The sequence below is a fragment of the Streptodolium elevatio genome, from assembly GCF_053592165.1.
Map to the genome: position 1 here is coordinate 40,464 of NZ_JBSFVE010000035.1, position 20,672 is coordinate 61,135.

The window sequence follows — 20,672 nt, forward strand, 5'->3', positions numbered from 1 at the left end:
GCCGGGACGGCGGCGTCCGGACCGGTCCGACTGTCGGCCGGGCCGCATGCCGTACGGAGGCCGCGGAGAGCGGCCGGTTCACCGGGGACGTGGCACGGGATCGCCGCATCTCTCGGGTTCCGCGGAAACTTCTCGTGGAACTTTTCGCCCAGCTCTCTCGGCGGAACTTTTGGGGTAGTTCGAGGCCTTTTATGGCTCGCCGCTTGCCGCTGCCGACGCCCGCGTTTCGGATCGGCCTGCCAACCGGTCGGCGGTCTCGGATAATTGCTCCACCCGAGTTGGAGAGAACGGGCTCCCTCGCACCACGTCTCCGGTGACTCACCACGTCGCCTTCGAGGAGGGTGTGATGACACAACCCCACCCGGACGACCGCCCCCACGGCGGGATGGCGTCCGAACACGCGCAGCTCGCCCCGGACTTGGCCGCGGACACGACGGCCGACGCGTGGGACGAGACCGTCGGCACGGGCGCGGGAATAGCCGCGGACGTATCCGCGGATCTGACCGCGGAAGTGACCTCCGACGGGTCCTCGGACGACCAGTGGCAGCGCCTGCGCGCCGGGGACGAGGCGGCCCGCATCGCGCTCTACGAGAAGCACCATGAGGGGCTGCGGCGCTGGTTCCGGGCAAAGCTGCCGTCCGGCGTCGACGCCGACGACTGCGTGAGCGAGGTCTTCGTCCGCGCACTCGACGGCATCGCCAGGAACGCCGACATCAGGGACGGCGTCGACCAATGGTTGTGGGGCATCGCCCGCTACGTCCTGATCGAGCAGTTCAGGGCGAAGAAGCGGCGCACCGACGCGGAGTTCGAGGACGGCGACCCCGCTTCCGAGGACTCTCCCGCGCGCGCCGTGGGCGTCGCCGCCGGACCCGCGGAGCCGGGCCTGGTGTACGGCAAACAGCAGGCGTTCGACGCGCTCTTCGACGCGGCGGCCTCCCTGTCCCGTGCCCAACGCACCGTCGTCAGCGCCTACTTGGACCGGAGCCTCGCCGAGATGCGCGAGTTCAAGGGCGCCGAACTGGCGGCGTACCTGGACTGGCCGGACAAGAAGGTGCACACCGAGCTGAGCCGCGGGATGTCCAAAGTCTTCGAGCAGATCGGGCTCCTGGCCGCCGCGCGGGCGATGCGCTCGTGCCCCGGCTACCGCGAACTCACGGAGCCACACGGTCCGTTGCACTCCCTGTTCGCCGACGACCGCACCGGGCCCAGGTTGGTGCCGACTCGCAAGGAGTATGCGGCGCTCAAGAAGCACGCGCCGGTGTGCTCACACTGCTCGACCGTGATGCGCGACGCCGTGTGCGAGAAGCAGTGGGCCCTCGGACCGGGCATCGCTCTCGTCGCCGCCCAGCAGAACGCGGACGACGACCAACGCCGCCGGACAGTCCTGGCCTGGTGGACGGGTCGCGGCCCCGCCGCCCCGGCACGTACGCTCCCTCCTCCCCCGGCGGCCGGGGCGGCCGTCGAGGGCGCCGTCGCCGACGTCGGGACGGTGTTGGGCGGCGCGGGCTCGACCGGCGCCGGACCGTTCGCCGCGGTCGGCCGGGTGGTCCGGACGGCGGCGCAGAGCGTGGCGCGCCCGGTCGCGTCCGCCGCGCGGACGACGAGCGACGCGATGCTGCGGCAGGCCTTGCGCGTACCCGGGGTCAATTCCGCGGTGAACGCGACGACCCGCGTCGCGGCCGAGAACCCCTTGGCGGTGCGCGTCGGCGGCGCGTTGGTGGCGTTGGGGACGGCTGCCGCGGTGACCTTGGCGGCGGTCGCGCCCGGCGACGCGTCGCAGGCGGCGAGCGGGTCCGGCCGTCCGGAGGCAGGAGTCTCGGCGCCCCCCGACGGCGGTACGGGCGAGGGAAGTTCTCCCCCCGGAACCGAAAGCCCGGCGCCGACCGGGAGTGCTCCGACGCAGTCGGGACCGCCGGGCACCCTGCCTCCGCCCGGGGGCGGATCCACCACTGGGCCTTCGGGAACCGAAACGGGCACGCCCGCCGCGACGAATCCCGACGGGACCCTCCGGAGCGAGAACCCGGCGACGTCCCCAACTGGCCGGGGATCCAGTGGTGTTGGCGGCGACGGCGGCACCGGCAGCCAGGGCAACGGAGACGGGAACGGCGGCGGCAACGGATACGGGAGCGGCAACGGAACCGGCGGCAACGGAAACCCTGTGGTCGATCCCCCGCCTCCTCCCCCGCTCACCATTCGCGCGACCTGGGGCTTCTGGCAGCTCCGCTACCCGGACGACCCCGTCGGCACCACACGAGACCTCGGCCCCTCCCCCCAGCATCCGGGCAACGCGGAGAGCAACTGGACGTACGGTTCCTGGCGGCTCGGCGCGCAATCGGGCCGGAAGGCGCAGGTCACGCACGTCGCGACAGGCAGGCACGTCATCACCCTGCCGGATGTGGGTGCGCCCGGCGGCGTCGCCCACGCCGCCGTCAACGTCTTCTCCGACACCGGAGCGTCCTGCCAGACCGTGTCATGGTGGCAGCAAGGGGTCGACGAGGCCGTCGAGGTGGCGTGCTTCGACCGCTTCGGCGCGCCGGCAGACGTACCGTTCACCGGGATGTTCCTCGGCGGCACCCAGAACGGTCCGAACACGCTCGGGGTTTCGCGCGGGTACGTCCACGCGTCCGACGCGGCGGCCGGCCGCCAGGAGCCCGCACCGGCGTCCCGGCAGAACACCGGGGCCGTGACCCGGACCGGAGCGGGCAGCTACACCATGACTGTTCCGCCCGGCACGTCGACGGTGCAGGTGACTCCGGTCGGTACCGCGGCACGGCACTGCGCGGTCACCGGCCTGGGCGGCGGCACCGCGTCGATCGCGTGCACGACGTACGCGGGCCTCCCGGCCGACACCGGCTTCGCACTGAGCCACACCGGTGGCCAGAGCCTGCTCGACGACCGGCGCGTACCGCACGGCGTCGGCCTCGTCGCCGCCGACTCTCCGGCCGCCGCCGCGCCCACGGTCACCGCACCGTGGATGTCCCGGCCGGGCAACGCCTCCGTCACACGGACCGGGACCGGCCGGTACACCGTCCGCTTCGACGTCGGCTACCTCTCCAGCTACACGCACGTCACCGCGACCGGCGGCGGCTACTGCTCGTCCGTGATCCGTAACGACTACGCCGCCAAGAACGACGTCACCCTGACCGTCGCCTGCTTCACGGCGTCGGGCGCCCCGGTGAACTCCGGTTTCCAGGTGACCTACATGACCGCGTCGCCGCAGTATCCGTAGGCCCCGGGCGCATCAACGGCAGGTACGCGGCTCAGTGGCCGACGGCGGGCTCGAAACAGCCGGTCTCCGCGAACCTGCCGTTGACCTTCACCGTGAAGTTCGCCTGCTGCACCCAGGCCGTGACACACGCGTCTCCACCGACGCGAAGCGCGATCCTGGCTCCCTCGGGGGTCACGTAGTGGTCCACCTCGTGGCGGGGCGCCATCGGCTGCACGGAAAGCGTGCCGCCGAGCGGCTCACCCGTGGGGCCGGTCCGCTCCTCCTCGTACCCGAGTCGGAGCAGCGCCTCGCGTACGGTCCGGGGATCCCAGGTACGCGCTGTCCACAACTGCCTGAGCACCGGCTCGATACGCGCTGCCTCACGCTGCGCAGCGGCCTCATTCGCGGCCGACATCTCGCCCGGTCGGCGGTAGTCGTTGTTGGCGCCGTTGTGCGGGGCTCCGTCGACGATCCCCGGCTCGACGTACGCGGGCGGCCCCAGCGGGGAGGCGGCGGTCTCGCTCGCACCCGCGCTCTCGCTCTCGTTCGCGGCGGCACTCGGCGCAACGCTCCGTGCCGTGCTCGGAGCAGTGGTGCTCGGGCCGGTTGCGTTCGGGCCGGTTACGTCCGGGCCGGTGCTCCGGGCGGCGGCGCTCGGCGCGCTGACCGCCGCGTCCGTGCCCCGCTGCTCACCACAGCCGGTCAGCAGAAGCGCGGCGCCGAGAAGGCCGGTGGCCGCGGCGACATGTCCGCGCCGCTCCGGCGCCAAGATCCCCATGGGTGCAACCATCCCATGGCCGCCCGACAGCAGGATCGGCACCCGCCGCACATCCGTGACGGCGCCGCGTTCCGCAACACTCAGGGCGTGGCCATGAGCATGAGTCCGCGCAGGGCGGAGTACGCGGTCTGCACGAACGCGCCCGTCAGCGTCGGACCGGTGTTGGTCATGGCCGCAAGTGCGGTGCCGCTTTGCGGGGCGAACCCGAGGAAGGCGACGAACCCGCGCGTGGCACCGGCATGGAACACCACGCTCTGGCCCCCTACTTGGCGCGAGTTCCAGACCAGGCACAGTTCGTCGCCCGAACGGGCCCGGCTCAAGCGTGGTTTCCGCACCTCGCGCAGCGCGTCCGCGATCGGCGGCGCGCCGATCGGTAGCGCGCCTGTCGATAGCGCGCCGGCCTGCGGTGTGCTGGTCGGCGCCAGGTGGGCGGCCAGGTACCGCAACATGTCGTCCCCGGTCGAGCGGAGCGCGCCCGCCGCGGGCAGTCCGGGGATCCGCCACGGCGGCAGCGGCCGTCCGCGCCGGTGCCCGACGGCCTGCGCCACGGGATCGGGAGCGCATCCGGTCGCGGTGAGGCCGAGCGGACGGCAGACACGTTCCGCCAGCAGTTCCGGGTAGGTCCGTCCCGCCGCCCCGGCCAACAGGCGACCCAGCAGCGCCACCCCGTAGTTCGAGTAACGGACCCTGCTGCCGGGCCTGTTGGTGACCCGGGTGCGCGGGAGGGCGGCGCGGAACAGGTCGTCGGAGAATGCGGCGTACGGATTGTCCGACCAGTTCGGCAGGGCACGCGCGGCCAGCCCCGGCGGCAGTTCTGGGCAGTCCCGACGTGTGAGTGGCCAGGTGCAACAGCGTCATCGGACCTCCGGCGGCGACCCTGGGGCGGCATCCGGCCGGGAGGTACGCGTCGACCGGGTCGCTGAGGCGCACCTCCCCTCGCGCCACCGAGTCCGCGAGCAGCAACGCGGTGAAGGTCTTGGTCACCGAGCCGATCTCGTACGCCGTGGGTTGCGGATGACGCGTCCAGCTCGCGCGACAAAGTGGCGGTGCCGGCGATCACCGCGACGACTGCGGTGTGTTCGTGGTCCCGGAACGCCTCTGCGGGGTCGTCCTCGACCGGATCGGTGTCGCGCGGCCTCGTCCTCCGCGAGCAGCGTGGTCAGCGCCGACGCTCGACCGACGAGGCCACGGCCTCCGTTGTCGGGTGCAGCTTGGTGAGCATGAGATCTCCTCACGATCGAACGGCGTCCGGATGGCGCCGTCTCTTCAGAGTCACAAATCATGATCGAGGTCGCCAGCCGACACGGTTGGTTGGCACGCCGGACGGACGGGCCCGGGATCGCCGTTCTTCCGAGTCGGAGAACCGGGCGCCGGAGGGTACGGGTTGCGGCCGGACGGCGCGCACGCCGGCCTGGCCCAAACGGGTCGTGGCCGCGCCCCCGGCGGTCAGAGTTCGGCGACGAGGAGGCGGTAGCCGACGTCGATGCTGTCCAGTGCCAACAGATCGGCGTAACGGTCCTGCCAGCGACCGGTGTTCAGGTCGTCCTCGAGCGCGGCCAGGCCGGGCGCCAGGGCGGCGTCGCCGGTCTGCGCGAGCATCGAGATGCCGGCGCGTACCCGGGGGTCAAGGTACGCCTGCGGCCGCCGCCAGAACGCGGCACCGAAGCCGTCGGTGCAGTCGTGCGGGATGGGCACGGGCTCCTGCCGTGCCCCGCCCAGCAGTTCGGCCACGACGTCGGTCGGCATGGCCCGCTCGTCGTCGAACGCGGCGGCCTGCGGGAGGTAGTCCCGCACCAGCCAGAACCGTTCGCGGAACACCTGCTGGTCCCACGTCAGGACCACGATGCGGCGCCTGGCGATCCGGCGCAGCTCGGCGATCCCGGCCTCCGGATCGGTCCAGTGGTGGATGGTCAGCAGGGCCATGACGGCATCGGCGGCGCCGTCGCGCACCGGCAGGCGTTCGGCCACCGCGCGCACGGCGGGCGCGGCACCGGGCGGCCGCTGCGCGATCATGACCTCACTCGGCTCCACCGCGAGGACCGTCTGAGGCGGTTCGTACGAGCCGCTGCCGGCCCCGATGTTGATCACGTCGGACGCGTCCCCCAGCGTCGCATGGATCTGCGCGGCGATCCGCGGATCCGGCTGCCGGGTGTGGACGTACGAAGTGCCGATCGTGTCGTAGATGTTCATGGCCCAAGTATCCGGATGGCCCGATCACCCCCGCGGGCAGCCCCCACCCCGAACACCACTACCCACCAGGCCGGTTGACCACCGTCGCCAACGCCGGACCCTGGTGACGTCGATGACGGATCTGGCCTGTTTCCCGCTGATCGGGGCGTCGGCTGCGCTTGCCGTCTTGCCGATCATCCTGGGCCACTTGGCGGTGGCTCGTGGGGCTCGGTGGGGCGGGGAGCTTGACGGCGCATTGTTTGCGGTCAAACGATGTACCTCCATCGGCGGCGGGGTCGGCGCCGGGCGGGCACGAGGAGGCGGACATGGACAGACGTACGGTCGCCGCGGCGGTCGGGGTGGGCCTTGCCCTCAACCGGCCCGGCGGTGCCGACTGGAGACAGGCGTTCGACGCGCTCGCACTCGCCCTGCCGGAGCTGAGCGCCGTGCAGGTCACGGGCTGGGACCCGGTCGCGTCGCGCTATGCGGTGGTCGCCGAGCAGGGCTACCCGAGCGGCGTCTCGGCCGACCTGACCGGCATGCCGGGAACCGTGTGGGGGCGGCTGCTGCGCAATTCGGACCTGCCGCTGCTGATGGACGACGAGGGCCTCGGCTTCCGGAGCTCGCCGCACTATCGCGACTGGCTCGCACCGGCCGGCTACGACGACGGGCTCGGTGCCTGCCTGCGCGACGAGGCAGGGCGGCCCGCCGGGTTCATCCAGATGAGCGCCGGGCGCCCGGCGGCGTTCGGGGAGGCGGCGCGGGCCTTTGTGGCGGAGGTTGCGGCGTTCCTCGTACCGCATGTCGACCCGTGCCTGAGTCCGCAGGTGGACGCGGCGTACGGCCCCGACTGGACGGGGAACCGGGTCACTCCCGACGGCCGCGTGCTGCCGCTGCGCGCGCGGCCGGAAGGGCCGGCCGCGCAGGACGCCGGGCTCCGCTCGCTGGCCGTCCGCTTCGCGGCGCTGCGCGAACCGCGCCTGGAGTTCCTGTGGCCCGTCGGCCGGCGGTGGCTCCAGGCGGTCCTGCTCGCCGCCGGGCGGTCGTCGTACGCCGGGGCGGTGCTGCTCACGCGCGCGTATCCCAACGAGAGCGGCCTCACCATGCGCGAGGTCGACGTGCTCACCGCCATCGCCGCCGGGCACGCCAACCCGGTGATCGCGGACCGGCTCACCATCGGGCGCCGCACGGTGGAGACGTACGTGGAACGCCTGCTCGGCAAGCTCGACTGCCGCTCGCGCAGCGAGTTGGCCGCCGTCGCGGCGCGCAACGGCCTGGTGCGCCCGCGTCCCGGGTCCGGGGACCTGGGCGACCTCACCTCGTTCACCCGCACCGCGTCCCGCCGGCGGCACCCATCGGTGGCCTGACGCGCGAACTTGTCCGTGAACTCACGGACCCGCCGCCCACCTCGCGCGCCCGAGGCTTGCATCCCCAACGCCGGACCGCGATGCGCCGAGGAGGCCGCCATGACCACCGGATACGTCTACCACGAGATCTTCGGCTGGCATGACACCGGAACCCACGCGGGATTGTTCCCCTCGAACCCCGCCGCCGGGCTCCAGCCGCTGGTCCACGTCGAGAACGCGGAGACCAAGCGCCGCCTGCACGAACTCCTGGTGGTCTCGGGGCTCGCCGACCAGCTGGTGCGGCTGGCACCGCGCGCGGCCACCGAGGAGGAGATCCTGCGCGTGCACGACCGCGCGCACCTCGACCGGGTGCGGGCCGAGAGCCTGCTGCCCAAGGGCGGCGACGCGGGCGACGGCCTCAGCCCGTTCGGCCAGGGCGCGTACGAGATCGCGGCGCTCGCCGCGGGCGGCGCCATCGTGGCGGTCGACGCGGTGCTGGACGGTGTCGTGGACAACGCGTACGCCCTGGTGCGGCCGCCGGGCCACCACGCCGAACCGCAGACCGGCATGGGCTTCTGCATCTTCGGCAACGTCGCCGTCGCGGTCCGGCACGCCATGGCGGCGCGTGGCATCGAGCGCGTCGCGGTCCTCGACTGGGACGTGCACCACGGCAACGGCACCCAGAAGGCGTTCTACGCCGACCCGGACGTCCTGACGATCTCGCTGCACCAGGACGACGTTTTCCCGCCGCGCAGCGGGTACCGCGACGAGCGCGGCGAGGGGGCGGGGCTGGGCTCCGCCGTCAACGTCCCGCTCCCGGCCGGTTCCGGCGACGGGGCCTACCTGTACGCGATGGACACCGTGGTCGTCCCCGCGCTCCGTGCCTTCGAGCCGCAACTCGTGCTGGTCGCCTCGGGGTTCGACGCCAGTGCGATGGACCCGATGGCCCGCCAGATGGTCACCTCCGAGGGCTACCGGGCACTCACCGAACGCCTGCTCGACACCGCGGCCGACCTGTGCGGCGGCCGGGTCGTGATGTCGCACGAGGGCGGCTACAACCCGTCGTACGTCCCCTTCTGCGGCCTCGCGGTGATCGAGGCGATGGCCGGAGTCCGCACGCTGGACGACCCGTTCCTCCCGATCGTCTCCGGCTTCGCCGGCCAGGACCTCCAGCCCCATCAGCGCGAAGCCGTCGACGCCGCCCGGTCGCTCCTCAAGTGACGGCGGCGCCGCAACGCGCGGTGCCGGGGCGGCAGTCGGACGATCGGCGCGGCGGTGCGAGCCGCCCTGCCGAACCGGCTCCGACCGGCGGACCCCGACCGGGTATCGTCGGCACGCATGGGTTTCGACACAAGCTTCCACCCCGTTGACCTGGCCCTCGTCCAGGACCGCCTGCTGCCGTACATCGCCGGGGTCGGCGACGACGACGGCCTCGACGACCTCCTCGACCGGGCGGTGGCCGTCCGCCGGACGCGGTTCGAGGCCAAGCAGTGGGCGGTCGGGGCGATCGACGCCGCCAAGGGGCTGGGCGTGGACGCGTTCGACACCAGGCTGCACGTGTGGGGCCGCCCGTTCTTCGTCACCGGGGACGATCCTGCGCAGGTCGTCCACGACATCGGGCGCTATCTGGCCGCCACTCCGGAGGAAGTCCCGGCGCTCGCCCGCGAGATGCTCGACCGCCTGCACCCCGGGCTCGCCGCGCACGCCACCCCCTCGACGGAAGGCGTCATCCCCGAGGCGGGGGCGCTGCGCGAGCACATGTCGTGGCGCATGCGGATCCTGCGGGCGGCCGGCGCCGCACTGCGCTCCGGCGCGCCGACCGTACGCGATCCCGACACCGGGCGCGAACACCCGCCCGGTGTCCTCATCGACAGCGAAGTCCCCTTCAGTGTCGTCGAGTTCGCGGCCGTGTTCCACCCCGGCTGGATGTCGCGGGGGTACACCTGGCCGACCCGGGTGTGTGCCACCGCGGGCGTCGACGACGTCGGCTTCGGCCTGCCGACTCCGCTGTACGACGCGCTGGCCGAGGTGTTCCCGAGCCGCGACTGGGCGGCGGAGCCCACCATCACCGGGAACTACTCGGTAGGCGGCCTGGTCCCTCCGCACGCGGTCGCCGCGGCGCGCGCCAATCTGCGCACGCACCGCGACGAACTCCTCGCCCCCGCACACGCCGACGGCTGGGGCCACGACCTGGCCACGGACCTGACCAAAGTCGACGAGGCCATGGCGTACGCGGAGGCGCACGGCTTCGCCTTCTGCGAGGCCACCGAGATCTACAGCGGCATGGAGGGCTCGCTCAACTGACGCGCCGGCTCGCGCCACGGGAACGTCGGCCCCACTCGACCGGGCGAAGCGTGGCGCGTCAGGTGCGGGCGCCGAGGCCGAAAGCCTGCCGGGCGACGAGTCCGCGCATGGTTTCGGAGGTGCCGCCGCCGATGGTCTCCAGGATCGCCTGCCGCCACATGAACTCGATGTCGGTGCCCTTGACGAGCGCCTCCGGCGAGCCGAACTCCATGGCCGCACGGGCGATTTCCTGGGCAACCGTGGTTCCGGCGAGCTTGTGGTACGCGGCCGGGACCGCGGACGGCTCACCGGCGATGATCTCGCCCAGCAGCGCCAGGGCCAGTGCCTCGACCTCCGCCACCCGCACCGCCAGTTCGGCCAGGCGTCCGCGGACCGCCGGGTCCTGGCCGAGGCCCGCGTCCTCGACCCAGCGGACCAGGTCCTGGAGGTCGCGCCGGAGCCGTTTGGGCGGGAACTGCACGTGCCGCTCGACGGCGAGGGCCGACCCGACGACCTGCCAGCCCTCGTTCTCCGCGCCGACGCGGTCCGCGACCGGGACGCGCACATCGTCGAAGCGGACCTCGTTCAGGCGGCCGCCGTCGTGCGTCGGGATCGGGGACACCGTGACCCCTTTGGGCTCGCGGCCCTCGCTGAACGCCCGCGGCCCTTCCTTGGAGTCGGGGTGCGCCCAGTGCATGCGCAGCAGGGCCCATCCGTACTCGCAGGCCTGGGCGTAGCCCATTTCGAGCGAACCCCAGACCGCCTGCTGCGAAAGCGACACCGCGGCCGGGGAGTTCTTGGCGATGCTGCGGGCGATTTCCTCGGCCGTGTCCATGAGGCTTTCGTGGGCGACGAGTTCGTCGGCCAGCCCCAGCTGGTAGGCGCGCTCCGCGGGCATGCGGTAGTCCTTGCCCATCAGCGTCATCCGCAGCGCGGACCCCAGTGGCAGGCGCTTGGCCAGGCCGATGTTCTCCATGGCGCCCACCAGCCCGACGTTGACGTGGCTGTCCATGAAGGCCGCCCGCTCGGAGGCGACGACGATGTCGGCGTCGACCACGAAGTGCAGCCCGGCGCCCGCCGCGAGGCCGTTGACCGCGCAGATGACCGGCTTCCACACCCGGTTCTGCCGCGGCGACCAGAACACCTCGTCGGTGAGGGGGCCGGTGCCCGTGCTCATCCCGCCGCGTCCGGCGACGACGTTCACGTCGGCCCCCGTGCAGAAGTGCCGGTCGCCGGCTCCGGTGACGATGGCGGCGCGGATCCACGGGTCGTCCCGGACCTCGCTCCACACCGCCCGCACCTGCGGCATCATCGTGCCGGTCAGGGAGTTCCCCTTGTGCGGGCGGTTGAGCGTGATGTACTGGGCCGCGACCGCCGGACACACCGTCGAACTGTGCGACGCCCGCCCGGAATCCGTGCCCGAGGTACTCGCCTTCGTCGAGGACATGCTGCGGCGGGCGGTCCGGAACGGGCGGATGACCTCCGAGGACGCCGCGGACGTCCGGGGACGGCTCGTGCCCCTCCACTCGCCGACCGCTCCCGGTCCGGCGGTGGACCTGGTCGTCGAGGCCATCCACGAGGACCTCGCCGCGAAGATCGCGATGTTCCGTGCGCTGGAGGAGGTGCTGCCCGCCGAGGCGGTCTTCGCCACCAACACCTCCTCGCTGACGGTCACGGTGATCGGCGCGGGCCTGTCGGATCCCTCCCGGCTCGCCGGGCTGCACTTCTTCAACCCCGTGCCGCTCATGAAGATCGTCGAGGTCGTTCCCGGCGCCCGGACCCGACCGGAAATCCCGCACATCCTCGCCGAGTTCGTCCGCCGCAGCGGGCATGCCGCCGTGGTGGTGGCGGACACCCCCGGCTTCCTGGTCAACCACGCGGGACGCGGGCTCGCGACGGAGGCGCTGGCCCTGCTGGAGGAGTCGGTGGCGGACGCGGCGGGGATCGACCGCATCGCGCGCGACGTTCTCGGGCTGCGCATGGGGCCGTTCGAACTCATGGACCTCACCGGGTTGGACATCACCGCGGCTGTCACCGACACGATCTGGCGGGGGTTCGCGCACTCGGACCGGCTGCGCCCCTCCGTCGTCGCGGCCAACCGCGTCGCGGCCGGTCTGCTCGGACGCAAGACCGGGCGCGGCTTCTACACGTACGGCGACGGAAATGCCGAAGTCCCGCCCGAGCCGCCCGTCGACGGCGACGCCGAACGCCCGGTGTGGGTGGCAGGCGACGGCCCGGATGCCGACGCGTTGCGCGCCGCCCTCGCCGGGACGGGTGCGGCTCCGCGCGGCGGCCCGGTCCCGCCGGCCGACGCGGTGGTGCTGGTCCCCACCTGGGGAACCGCCGTCGCGGCCGCGGTGGCGGCCGCGGACCTGCCCCTGCGGCGGACGCTGGGCGTCGACCCGCTGTCCCTGGCCGCATCCCGCCGTGTGCTGGCGGTGACCCCCGCGACCGACCGCGCCGCGGGCCGTGACGCCCGAGCCGTCCTCGCCCGCGCCGACCCGGGCGGCGTGCCACGGACCGTCTCGGTCGTACGCGACACCGCGGGCTCGGTCGCGCAACGGCTGCTCGCGTCGATCGTCTCGGTGGGCGCCTCGATCGCCGAGCGGTCGATCGCCGCACCGCGGGACATCGACGCCGCCGTCATGGCCGGACTCGGCTACCCGATGGGGCCGCTCGGCTGGGGCGACACCGTCGGTCCGCGGCGGATGCTCGCACTGCACGAGGGCTTGCACCGCACCACCGGCGATCCGCGCTACCGGCCGACCCGCTGGGTCGCCGAGCGGGCGCAACTCGGGCTGCCGCTCGCCGAGTCGGGCGCGTCGCCCGACGACGGCGCGTACTGACCCCGCCCGTTGCTGCCGCCATCACACCAAGGAGGAGGAGCTTTGCGCTCACGGGACTTCGGCCTCACCACGACCCAACGCGAAATCAGGGCCATGGCCGCACAGTTCGTCGACCGCGAGGTCGCCCCGCACGCCCGCGAGTGGGACCGCGCCGAGCGGGTCGACCCGGACATCGCGAAGAGGCTCGGCGAACTGGGCTTCCTGGGCCTGATGATCCCGGAGGAGTACGGCGGCGTGGAAGCCGACATGCTCTCGTACGTCCTGGTCACCGAGGAACTCGGACGCGGCGACTCCTCGGTCCGCGGCATCGTGTCGGTGTCCCTCGGGCTGGTGACCAAGACCATCGCGGCGCACGGCACCGACGAGCAGAAGCGGCAGTGGCTGCCGCGGCTCGTACGCGGCGAGGTTCTCGGCTGTTTCGCGCTGACCGAGCCCGGGACCGGATCCGACGCGGCGTCGCTCGCCACCCGGGCGGTACGCGACGGCGGCGACTGGGTGATCAGCGGCGGCAAGACGTTCATCACCAACGGCACCGCGGCCGAGGTCGCGCTGACCTTCGCCCGGACCGACGAAACCGGCATCACCGCCTTCCTCGTGCCGACCGCTTCGCGCGGCTTCACCGCCACGGAGATCCACGGCAAGCTCGGGCTGCGCGGCCAGGCGACCGCCGAGATCGGCTTCGACGCGGTACGCGTCCCGGATTCGGCCCGCCTCGGCGAGGTCGGCAAGGGCCTGGCCATCGCGCTGGGAGCGCGGCCGCGTCTCGGTGGCGGCCGGAGCCGTGGGCGTGGCCCAGGCCGCGGTCGACGCGGCCGTGCGCTACTCGACGGAACGGACCCAGTTCGGCCGGCCGATCGCGGGCTTCCAGCTCGTGCAGGAACTCCTCGCGGACTCCGAGGTCGACGTCCGGGCGTCCCGCCTGCTGACCCATCAGGTCGCGCGAATGGCGGACGCCGGCATCGGTCCCAAGGGGTACGCGGTGGACGCCTCGACGGCGAAGTACCACGCGGGCGAAACGGCCGTCCGGGTCACCAACAACTGCCTCCAGGTACTCGGCGGCTACGGCTACATCGACGAGTACCCGCTCGGCAGGTACCTGCGGGACGCACGCGTTCTCACGCTCTACGAAGGCACCAGCCAGATCCAGAAGCTCATCATCGGACGCGCCCTCACGGGCGTGAACGCGATGGCCTGACACCGCAGGAGAAGCCCGCACCATGACCACTCCCCCGCACCCCACACCGCCCCCTCTGAAACTGGACGTCGGCACCGGCGCGTCACCCGGCGCCGCGGACGCCGCGATCACCGCCGAACAGCGCGGCGTCGACCGGGTCCTAGTCCCCGAGACCGCGCAGGATCCGTTCCAGCTGCTGGCCGTCGCCGCCTCGCGTACCTCCAGGATCGAGGTCGCCACGGGTGTGGCCATCGCCTTCGCCAGGACTCCGATGACGCTGGCCTCCAGCGCCTGGACACTTCAGCAGATCTCCGGGGGCCGCGCCGTGATCGGCCTGGGGTCGCAGGTGAAGGCCCACATCACCCGCCGGTTCGCCATGCCGTGGTCCCAACCGGCCGCGCGCATGCAGGAGTTCGTGGCCGCCACCCGGGCCGTCTGGCACAGCTGGCAGACCGGCGAGAAGCTGGATTTCCAGGGCGAGTTCTATCGCCACAGCCTGATGAACCCGCTGTTTGACCCCGGCCCGGTAGCTCAGGGCCCGCCCCTTGTGCTCGTCGCGGCCGTCGGGCCCCGGATGGCCGCGGCGGCCGGAGCGGTCGGCGACGGCGTGATCTGCCACCCGTTCAGCACCGTGCCGTACGTCGCCGCGCAACTCGCCCCGCGGGTCCTTGCCGCCCGAGCCGAAGCCGAAGCCGCACGGGCGCCCTGGACCGGGCGGCCCTTCGAGATCGCCGGGAACGTGCTGGTCGCCACCGGCCGTACGGAGGCGGAGTACGAACACGGCCTCGCCGGTATCCGGGAGCGGATCGCCTTCTACGGGTCCACCCCCGCGTACCGCGGCGTGCTGGAGCATCACGGCTGGGGCGCGCTGCAAGAGGAATTGCGCACGTTGTCGCTCGCCGGGCGGTGGGAGGAGATGGGGCGGCTCGTCGACGACGACGTGCTGAACGCGTTCGCGGTCGTCGCCGAAAGCCCCGCAGCGGCAGGCAAGTTGATCCGCGAGCGCAGCACGGGTGTCTACGACCGGGTGTCGGTGTCGCTGGCGGCCGGCGCGGATCCGGATCTCGCCTTGGACGTCCTCGACGGCGTCCGCAACGGGTGACGTGGCGACCGATGTACGAACGGGCGCGCGGCGGACGCACGCCTGGAGCACCCGTCAGGAGATCGTCAGGCCGCCGTCGACGGTCAGGGTCGTGCCGGTGACGTAGCCGCCAGCGTCGGATGCGAGGAACAGCACTGCGGCGGCGAGTTCCTCGGCGTCGCCGAGGCGAGGCACGGACAGGCCGCCGAGGCGGTCCGCGAGGTAGCCGTCCGGGTACTGGTCGGTCATCTCGGACGCGAAGAACCCGGGTGCGACGGCGTTGACCCGGATGCCCCGGCGGCTGCTCCACTGGGCGGCGAGGTCCCGGGTCAGCCCCAGGAGACCGGCCTTGGACGCGGCGTACGCGGTTTGCGGGAGGCCTGCGGTGACCAGGCCGAGGATGCTGGAGATGTTGACGATGGAACCGCCCTCCCGCATCACGCCCCCGGCGGCCTGCGCCATCCAGTACGCGCCGGAGAGGTTGACGTCCAGCACCGACCGGAACTGCTCGGGGGTCTCCCGCACCGCGGGGACCGCGGTGCCCACTCCGGCGTTGTTGACGAGCACGCGGACCGATCCGAACTCGGCGGCCGCGGCCGCCAGCGCGCGGCACTGCTCCGGCACGGAGACGTCGGTCGGCACACACAGCGCCCTCTGTCCGGCCTTCGCCACCAGCTCGGCGGTCTCGGCGAGTTGCTCGGCCCGGCGCGCGGCCAGGACGATGTCGGCGCCGGCCTCGGCGAGAGCGCGCGCGATGACCACGCCGACGCCCGAAGACGCTCCGGTCACGATGGCGACCCGGCCGTCGAGCCGGAAGCGGTCCAGGATTCCCATGTGCACTCCTTCTGGTGGATGGGGTGTCGGGGCGCGGTGTCGGGGCGCGCGGTCGGTGCGGCGGTCAGACGGATCCGGTCAGCGCCCGCAGACCGGCCGCCGCGAGCGGCGCGGGCGCCCGGCCGACGGTCTCGAATCCGGAACCCCTGGTGAGCCCGCCGCGGAAGCGGGCGTGGATGCCCTCGGCGATGACCGCGGTCTTGAAGTAGCCGAGAGCGACGTGGAACCCGAGGCCGGTCACGTCGCGGCCGGAGGTCTCGGCGTAGCGCCGGGCCAACTCCCCCGGCCGCGGCAGGCGTTCGCTGGTCGACGCGGCGGCGCCGGCCAGCACCGGCGCGAAGGCGGGGTCCGCGTACGCCACATGCAGGCCCAGGTCCGCGAGCGGGTCGCCGAGCGTCGCCATCTCCCAGTCGACGACGGCGCGCACCTCCTCCGGATCGTCCGGGGCGAGGATGGCGTTGTCGATCCGGAAGTCGCCGTGCACGATCGCGAAGCCGCTCTCGCGCGGACAAGTCTCGGCGAGCCGTGCGTACAGCCTGTCGATGTCCGCGAGTTCGCGGGTGCGTACGCGCTGCCATTGGTCGTACCACCGCGCGACCTGGCGGGAGAGGTAGCCCTCGGGCCGTCCGAAGTCCGCGAGTCCGATCTCGGCCGGGTCGACGGCGTGGAGGCGGGCCAGGGTGTCCACGAGGGCATGGGCGCAGCCCGCGATCCGGTGGTCCGGCAGCCGGTGCAGCTGCTCGCGGGTCCGGATGACGGTTCCCGGGACGTACTCGACCACCGAGAACGGCACACCCAGCAGCGTGTCGTCGGCCAGCGCCACGGCTCGCGGCACCGGGACGGCGCTGTCCGCGAGCGCGGAGACGACCCGGTATTCGCGGGCCATGTCGTGCGCGGAGGGGGTCAGCCCGCCCAGCGGCGGGCGGCGGACGACCCAGGTGTTCGCGCCGTCGGTCGCCTTGTAGGTGAGGTTGGACCGGCCGCCGTGCAGGAGTTCGGCGGTCAGACCGCCGCGGAAGCCCGGCACGTTGTCCGCGAAGAACCGCTCCAGGACGGCCGGGTCGAGCCCGTCGGTGCCTGGACGCCCGGCTTCGCCGACAGAGCCCGCGCTCATCGGGCATGCGCCGCGTCGTGGCGCCGGACGACGCGGCGGGCGATGGACCAGCGGTGGGTCTCGGAGGGGCCGTCGTAGATCCTGAACGGCCTTGTCTCGCGCAGGAATCGGCCGAGCAGTACGTCGCCGGACACGCCGAGGGCGCCGCAGATCTGCAGCGAGCGGTCCACCACCCGCCAGACCGCTTCGGCGCAGAAGGTCTTGGCGATGGAGGTGGACTGCGCCCCGGACCCGCCCCGGTCGAGATCGGCGCAGGCCTGGAGAATGAGGCCGTGCGCGGCGGCGATGTCGATCTCGTTGTCCGCGATCATCGCCTGGACCATGCCGAGTTCGGCCAGCCGCGAGCCGAAGAGCTCGCGTTCGGCGGCCCTTGCCACCGCGATGTCCTGGGCACGTCGGGCGATGCCGAGCCAGCGCATGCAGTGCGTGGTACGGGCCGGACCGAGCCGGACCCGGGCATACCGGAAGCCTTCGTCCACCTCGCCGAGCACCGCGTCGTCCGGGACGGTGCAGCCGTCGAAGAGCATCTCGGCGTGTCCGCCGAACAGACTCTCGTCGAGGGTCTCGATGTGCCGCACGATGCGCATGCCCGGGTTCCCCGCGTCGACGAGGAACATGGTGGCCCCGCCGGCGTCGCCGGGTGCGCCCGACGTACGCGCCATCACGATCACGAAGTCGGCGCCGTCCGCCCCGGTGATGAACCACTTGCGGCCGTCGATGCGCCAGCCGCCGGGTATGCGCTCGGCCGTGGTGGCGAGCGCCGCCGGGTCCGAGCCGACCCCGGGTGCGGGCTCGGTCATCGCGAAGCAGGAACGCGTCGCACCGGCGGCGAGGGGACGCAGGTAGCGCTCCTTCTGCGCGGGGGACGCGATGGCTTCCAGCATGTGCATGTTGCCCTCGTCGGGCGCGGCGATGTTGAGCGCGAGCGGGCCCAGCAGCGAATAGCCGGCCTCTTCGAAGACGAAAGCGCGGTCCCGCATGTCCAGCCCGTGGCCGCCGTACTCCGGGGAGACGTGCGGTGCGAAGACGCCGGCCTCCCGTGCGGCCCGCTGGAGTTCCAGGCGTACGTCGTCGGAGCCCGGCACCCCGCCGAGGCGCTCCTCGACGGGGACGACCGTCTCGCGGACGAAGCGCGCGGTACGCCGGGCGAGGTCCTCCGCGACCGGGCCGGGCGTGAGGTCGACAGTCACACAGTCTCCCTGGCTGATGATCTCAGCTAATGATCTTGGCTAATGATGATTAGCCAGGACCATAGCAGCACGACCTGTCAAATCGCGATAGGATCACGGAAACTTCGATCATCCAGCTACGCATCATTAGCCGACGGCTACCAGGGAGTGCGGCCTTGTCCGGTTCACCGCGGTCCGACGACATCCGCGCGGCGGCCCTCGACCTGTTCACCAGGTTCGGCTACGAGGCTACGACGATGGCCGACATCGGCGCCGCCATCGGCGTGCGGGGGCCGAGCCTCTACAAGCACGTCGCCTCGAAGCAGGAACTGCTGGTCCAGATCACCCGCCGGACCATGGACGAACTGCTCGCCCAGCACCGCGCGGCCGTCACCACGACGGAGGATCCGGCGGAACGGCTCCGGCGCGCCACCGAGACCCATGTGCGCTACCACGCCCGGCACCGGCTCGAGGCCTTCGTCGGCAACCGCGAACTGCGCAGCCTCCAGGAGCCGTTCCGCGCGGAGGTGCTCGGCCGGCGGGCGGAGTATGAGGCGTGCTTCCGCGACCTGGTCTCGGCCGGCGTGGCCGCCGGCCGGTTCCGGGTCGCGTCCGCGAGACTGGCCTCGTACGCCATTCTGGACCTGGGCATGGGCGTCGCCGTGTGGTTCCGCGAGGACGGCGAGATCGGCGAGGACGCCGTGGTCTGGGAGTACGGCGAGCTGGCGTTGCGCATCGTCGGTGCGGACACGGCTGCTCCTGGCGAGGGATAAGTACCCTTATTTTCGCCACGATCGACCGCATCCTGCGAGCATTCCTTGCACTCGTCTACCATGAGCGAAGAAAGAGTGCGCTGTATCCAGGCATCCCGATACGAGGTATCGAGGTTCCGGGCATCGGGCGCGACTCCCGCCGGAGACGACTTCACGACGGATAGGGCCTGTCCATGACAAGCGCTGCAAGGGCGACTCGGCACACGCCGGAAGGCGGCAGCCCGCAGCGGCTCGCCGAAACGGTGGCGGCGATGATCGAGAAGGACATCCTGGAGGCGGGTTGGCGTACCGGATCGGTCCTCGGCTCCGAGCGGGACCTGATCGAACGGTACGGCGTCAGCCGGGCCGTGTTCCGCGAGGCCGTGCGGCTCGTGGAACACCACCAGATGGCCCGCATGCGGCGCGGTCCCGGCGGCGGCCTGGTGGTCACCGAGCCCGACCCGGGCATCGTCCGCGACGCCGCGCGCGTCTACCTGCGGCATGCGGCGGTCAACCGGCGGCAGATGTTCGAGGCGAGGATGGCCCTCGAACTGGCCGGGGTCACCGCCGCGACCGAGAAACTGACCGAGGCGGGGATCGCCCGCCTGACCGAACCCCTGGACACCGAGCGGGAGTTGATCGAGCGCGGCGTGACCCTGGGGCACGCGCGGAACCTGCACAGCGTGATCGCCGAACTCGCCGGAAATCCGGCGATCACGCTCTTCGTCGAGGTGCTGACGCAGTTGGACCAGGACATGGTGCAGCAGACTTGGGCGTCCGGCGGCCAACCGGACGAGGAGCAGCACGACAGCGCGGTGCGGTCGCACGAGGCCCACCGGGCGATCGTCGAGGCGATCGTGGCCGGCGACGCCCCGCTCGCACAGCACCGCATGCGGAGGCACTTGCAGGCGATCGCGGCCCTGCTCCCGGACGCCTCGGCCGAGTAGGGCGGCGGTCAGGCCACCGCGATCGGACGCAGCGGCGACCCGCTGCCGCCGCGGATGGTGAGCGGCAGCCCCACGAAGAGGAAGCTGGATACCCCGTCGGCCGCCAGGCCCTCGCAGTTGACCCACTCCATGATGTGGATCCCGTTCTCGTACAGCAGGAACAGGTGCACGGGGAACTCGTTGCCGGGGACCGTCGACGGCCGCACCTCGAATGACAGCGTGTCGGCGCCGATGTAGCGGGCGCCCTGCGCGACTAGCCATTGCGCGCCGTCCAGGGCGACGCCGCTGCCGTCGCTGAGCTTGCGGATGCGCCTGATGTCCGGCCAGAACTTCATCTGCCCGGTTCGGACGAGCACGATGTCGCCGTCCTGGATCGTCACGTCGGCGGCCTCCGCGGCCGCCCGCAGGTGCTCCTCGCCGACCGCGAAGCCGGGTGGCAGGATCTCCAGGCCGAGCACGGGCGGGATGTCGAGCAGTACTCCCCTGCCGATGACGGGGGCCAGTTCCGAGGCGTCGCCGCGCTCGGCGCCGAACGTCCCGAGGGCGTCGTTCGCCGAGACGCCGCCGTGCCACTCGTCGTTCTCGCCGCACGTGATGTGGCAGAGCGCGTCGATGTGCGTGCCGGTGTGCAGGCCTCCCGACACGAACTCGGAGACGTAGCCGACCTGGACCTCGTTCTCCGCCGGCTTGTCGAAGGGGAACTGCCCGGTGGCGCGCTGGTTCTGCGGGGAGTTGTAGGTGATCACCTCGAAGCGCGGGTAGCCCTCGAAGCCGGGCATGTGCCGCCACCAGCCGGAGGACAGGTCGTACACCGCACCCCGCGTCGGGATGCCGAGGCTGCGGAGGATGTCGTCGGCATCGTGGCGCGGCGGGTTTCCCGACATGCGGTTCACCGTCCGGCCGGGGACATAGACCGCCTGCTGGCCGTGCGCCGCGAGCAGCGCCAGCAGCAGCGCGGACGACGTGCCGGA

15 protein-coding genes and 2 pseudogenes are annotated in these 20,672 nt (G+C 72.4%); 9 read left to right on the top strand and 8 right to left on the bottom strand.

What is annotated here, in order from left to right:
* Positions 1-346: 346 nt before the first annotated feature.
* The gene (locus ACWD12_RS37930; protein ID WP_450103433.1) at positions 347-3,229 is read left to right on the top strand and encodes an RNA polymerase sigma factor; all 2,883 of its coding nucleotides are present in this window, start codon (positions 347-349) and stop codon (positions 3,227-3,229) included.
* A 31-nt stretch (positions 3,230-3,260) separates the two neighbouring features.
* On the opposite strand, the gene ACWD12_RS37935 is transcribed toward ACWD12_RS37930, so the two are convergent.
* The 3 genes and pseudogenes from ACWD12_RS37935 to ACWD12_RS37945 form a co-directional block, all read right to left on the bottom strand.
* Positions 3,261-3,986, bottom strand: a complete 726-nt coding sequence (locus tag ACWD12_RS37935; RefSeq protein WP_450103434.1) for a hypothetical protein — start codon at positions 3,984-3,986, stop codon at positions 3,261-3,263.
* A gap of 80 nt (positions 3,987-4,066) precedes the next feature.
* Positions 4,067-4,970 (bottom strand): annotated as a pseudogene (locus tag ACWD12_RS37940) (serine hydrolase domain-containing protein).
* Positions 4,971-5,432: 462 nt separating this feature from the next.
* The gene (locus ACWD12_RS37945) at positions 5,433-6,176 is read right to left on the bottom strand and encodes a methyltransferase domain-containing protein (protein ID WP_450103435.1); all 744 of its coding nucleotides are present in this window, start codon (positions 6,174-6,176) and stop codon (positions 5,433-5,435) included.
* Between the two features lie 305 nt (positions 6,177-6,481).
* Here ACWD12_RS37945 and ACWD12_RS37950 point away from each other — a divergent pair, with 305 nt between their 5' ends.
* The 3 genes from ACWD12_RS37950 (at position 6,482) to ACWD12_RS37960 (ending at position 9,805) form a co-directional block, all read left to right on the top strand.
* The gene (locus ACWD12_RS37950) at positions 6,482-7,522 is read left to right on the top strand and encodes a response regulator transcription factor (RefSeq protein ID WP_450103436.1); all 1,041 of its coding nucleotides are present in this window, start codon (positions 6,482-6,484) and stop codon (positions 7,520-7,522) included.
* Positions 7,523-7,621: 99 nt separating this feature from the next.
* Positions 7,622-8,722, top strand: coding sequence for a class II histone deacetylase (locus tag ACWD12_RS37955; protein WP_358350966.1), 1,101 nt, complete (start codon positions 7,622-7,624; stop codon positions 8,720-8,722).
* A gap of 117 nt (positions 8,723-8,839) precedes the next feature.
* The gene (locus tag ACWD12_RS37960; RefSeq protein ID WP_450103437.1) at positions 8,840-9,805 is read left to right on the top strand and encodes a hypothetical protein; all 966 of its coding nucleotides are present in this window, start codon (positions 8,840-8,842) and stop codon (positions 9,803-9,805) included.
* Positions 9,806-9,863: 58 nt separating this feature from the next.
* Here the strand turns inward: ACWD12_RS37960 and ACWD12_RS37965 are convergent, their stop codons facing one another.
* On the bottom strand, positions 9,864-11,168 hold the full coding sequence (locus ACWD12_RS37965; RefSeq protein WP_450103438.1) for an enoyl-CoA hydratase-related protein: 1,305 nt from the start codon (positions 11,166-11,168) through the stop codon (positions 9,864-9,866).
* On the opposite strand from ACWD12_RS37965, the gene ACWD12_RS37970 reads away from it, so the two are divergent.
* From ACWD12_RS37970 to ACWD12_RS37980, 3 genes and pseudogenes are all read left to right on the top strand, one after another.
* Complete coding sequence (locus ACWD12_RS37970) at positions 11,140-12,630, top strand: 3-hydroxyacyl-CoA dehydrogenase family protein (RefSeq protein WP_450103446.1); 1,491 nt, start codon at positions 11,140-11,142, stop codon at positions 12,628-12,630. The genes ACWD12_RS37965 and ACWD12_RS37970 overlap by 29 nt on opposite strands.
* A gap of 93 nt (positions 12,631-12,723) precedes the next feature.
* A pseudogene (locus ACWD12_RS37975) lies at positions 12,724-13,825 on the top strand (acyl-CoA dehydrogenase family protein).
* Between the two features lie 22 nt (positions 13,826-13,847).
* Positions 13,848-14,906, top strand: a complete 1,059-nt coding sequence (locus ACWD12_RS37980; RefSeq protein ID WP_450103439.1) for a TIGR03617 family F420-dependent LLM class oxidoreductase — start codon at positions 13,848-13,850, stop codon at positions 14,904-14,906.
* 54 nt (positions 14,907-14,960) lie between these two features.
* Here ACWD12_RS37980 and ACWD12_RS37985 read toward each other — a convergent pair whose 3' ends face one another.
* From ACWD12_RS37985 to ACWD12_RS37995, 3 genes are all read right to left on the bottom strand, one after another.
* Positions 14,961-15,719, bottom strand: a complete 759-nt coding sequence (locus tag ACWD12_RS37985; protein WP_450103440.1) for an SDR family NAD(P)-dependent oxidoreductase — start codon at positions 15,717-15,719, stop codon at positions 14,961-14,963.
* A 64-nt stretch (positions 15,720-15,783) separates the two neighbouring features.
* Positions 15,784-16,833, bottom strand: a complete 1,050-nt coding sequence (locus ACWD12_RS37990; protein WP_450103441.1) for a phosphotransferase family protein — start codon at positions 16,831-16,833, stop codon at positions 15,784-15,786.
* The gene (locus ACWD12_RS37995; RefSeq protein ID WP_450103442.1) at positions 16,830-18,023 is read right to left on the bottom strand and encodes an acyl-CoA dehydrogenase family protein; all 1,194 of its coding nucleotides are present in this window, start codon (positions 18,021-18,023) and stop codon (positions 16,830-16,832) included. Before ACWD12_RS37995 ends, ACWD12_RS37990 begins: the two co-directional genes overlap by 4 nt.
* 155 nt (positions 18,024-18,178) lie before the next feature.
* Here ACWD12_RS37995 and ACWD12_RS38000 point away from each other — a divergent pair, with 155 nt between their 5' ends.
* Positions 18,179-18,775, top strand: coding sequence for a TetR/AcrR family transcriptional regulator (locus tag ACWD12_RS38000; protein ID WP_450103443.1), 597 nt, complete (start codon positions 18,179-18,181; stop codon positions 18,773-18,775).
* A gap of 173 nt (positions 18,776-18,948) precedes the next feature.
* Positions 18,949-19,701 carry a FadR/GntR family transcriptional regulator gene (locus ACWD12_RS38005; RefSeq protein WP_450103444.1) on the top strand — a complete coding sequence of 251 codons (753 nt, stop codon included), beginning with the start codon at positions 18,949-18,951 and terminating at the stop codon, positions 19,699-19,701.
* 8 nt (positions 19,702-19,709) lie between these two features.
* On the opposite strand, the gene ACWD12_RS38010 is transcribed toward ACWD12_RS38005, so the two are convergent.
* Complete coding sequence (locus tag ACWD12_RS38010; protein ID WP_450103447.1) at positions 19,710-20,585, bottom strand: cyclase family protein; 876 nt, start codon at positions 20,583-20,585, stop codon at positions 19,710-19,712.
* Positions 20,586-20,672: the final 87 nt, after the last annotated feature.

Coding starts and splice junctions, on each gene's coding strand:
- ACWD12_RS37930 (WP_450103433.1), top strand. CDS start 347: ATGACACAACCCCACCCGGACGACCGCCCCCACGGCGGGATGGCGTCC.
- ACWD12_RS37935 (WP_450103434.1), bottom strand. CDS start 3,986: ATGGGGATCTTGGCGCCGGAGCGGCGCGGACATGTCGCCGCGGCCACC.
- ACWD12_RS37945 (WP_450103435.1), bottom strand. CDS start 6,176: ATGAACATCTACGACACGATCGGCACTTCGTACGTCCACACCCGGCAG.
- ACWD12_RS37950 (WP_450103436.1), top strand. CDS start 6,482: ATGGACAGACGTACGGTCGCCGCGGCGGTCGGGGTGGGCCTTGCCCTC.
- ACWD12_RS37955 (WP_358350966.1), top strand. CDS start 7,622: ATGACCACCGGATACGTCTACCACGAGATCTTCGGCTGGCATGACACC.
- ACWD12_RS37960 (WP_450103437.1), top strand. CDS start 8,840: ATGGGTTTCGACACAAGCTTCCACCCCGTTGACCTGGCCCTCGTCCAG.
- ACWD12_RS37970 (WP_450103446.1), top strand. CDS start 11,140: ATGTACTGGGCCGCGACCGCCGGACACACCGTCGAACTGTGCGACGCC.
- ACWD12_RS37980 (WP_450103439.1), top strand. CDS start 13,848: ATGACCACTCCCCCGCACCCCACACCGCCCCCTCTGAAACTGGACGTC.
- ACWD12_RS37985 (WP_450103440.1), bottom strand. CDS start 15,719: ATGGGAATCCTGGACCGCTTCCGGCTCGACGGCCGGGTCGCCATCGTG.
- ACWD12_RS37990 (WP_450103441.1), bottom strand. CDS start 16,833: ATGAGCGCGGGCTCTGTCGGCGAAGCCGGGCGTCCAGGCACCGACGGG.
- ACWD12_RS38005 (WP_450103444.1), top strand. CDS start 18,949: ATGACAAGCGCTGCAAGGGCGACTCGGCACACGCCGGAAGGCGGCAGC.
- ACWD12_RS38010 (WP_450103447.1), bottom strand. CDS start 20,585: ATGTCGGGAAACCCGCCGCGCCACGATGCCGACGACATCCTCCGCAGC.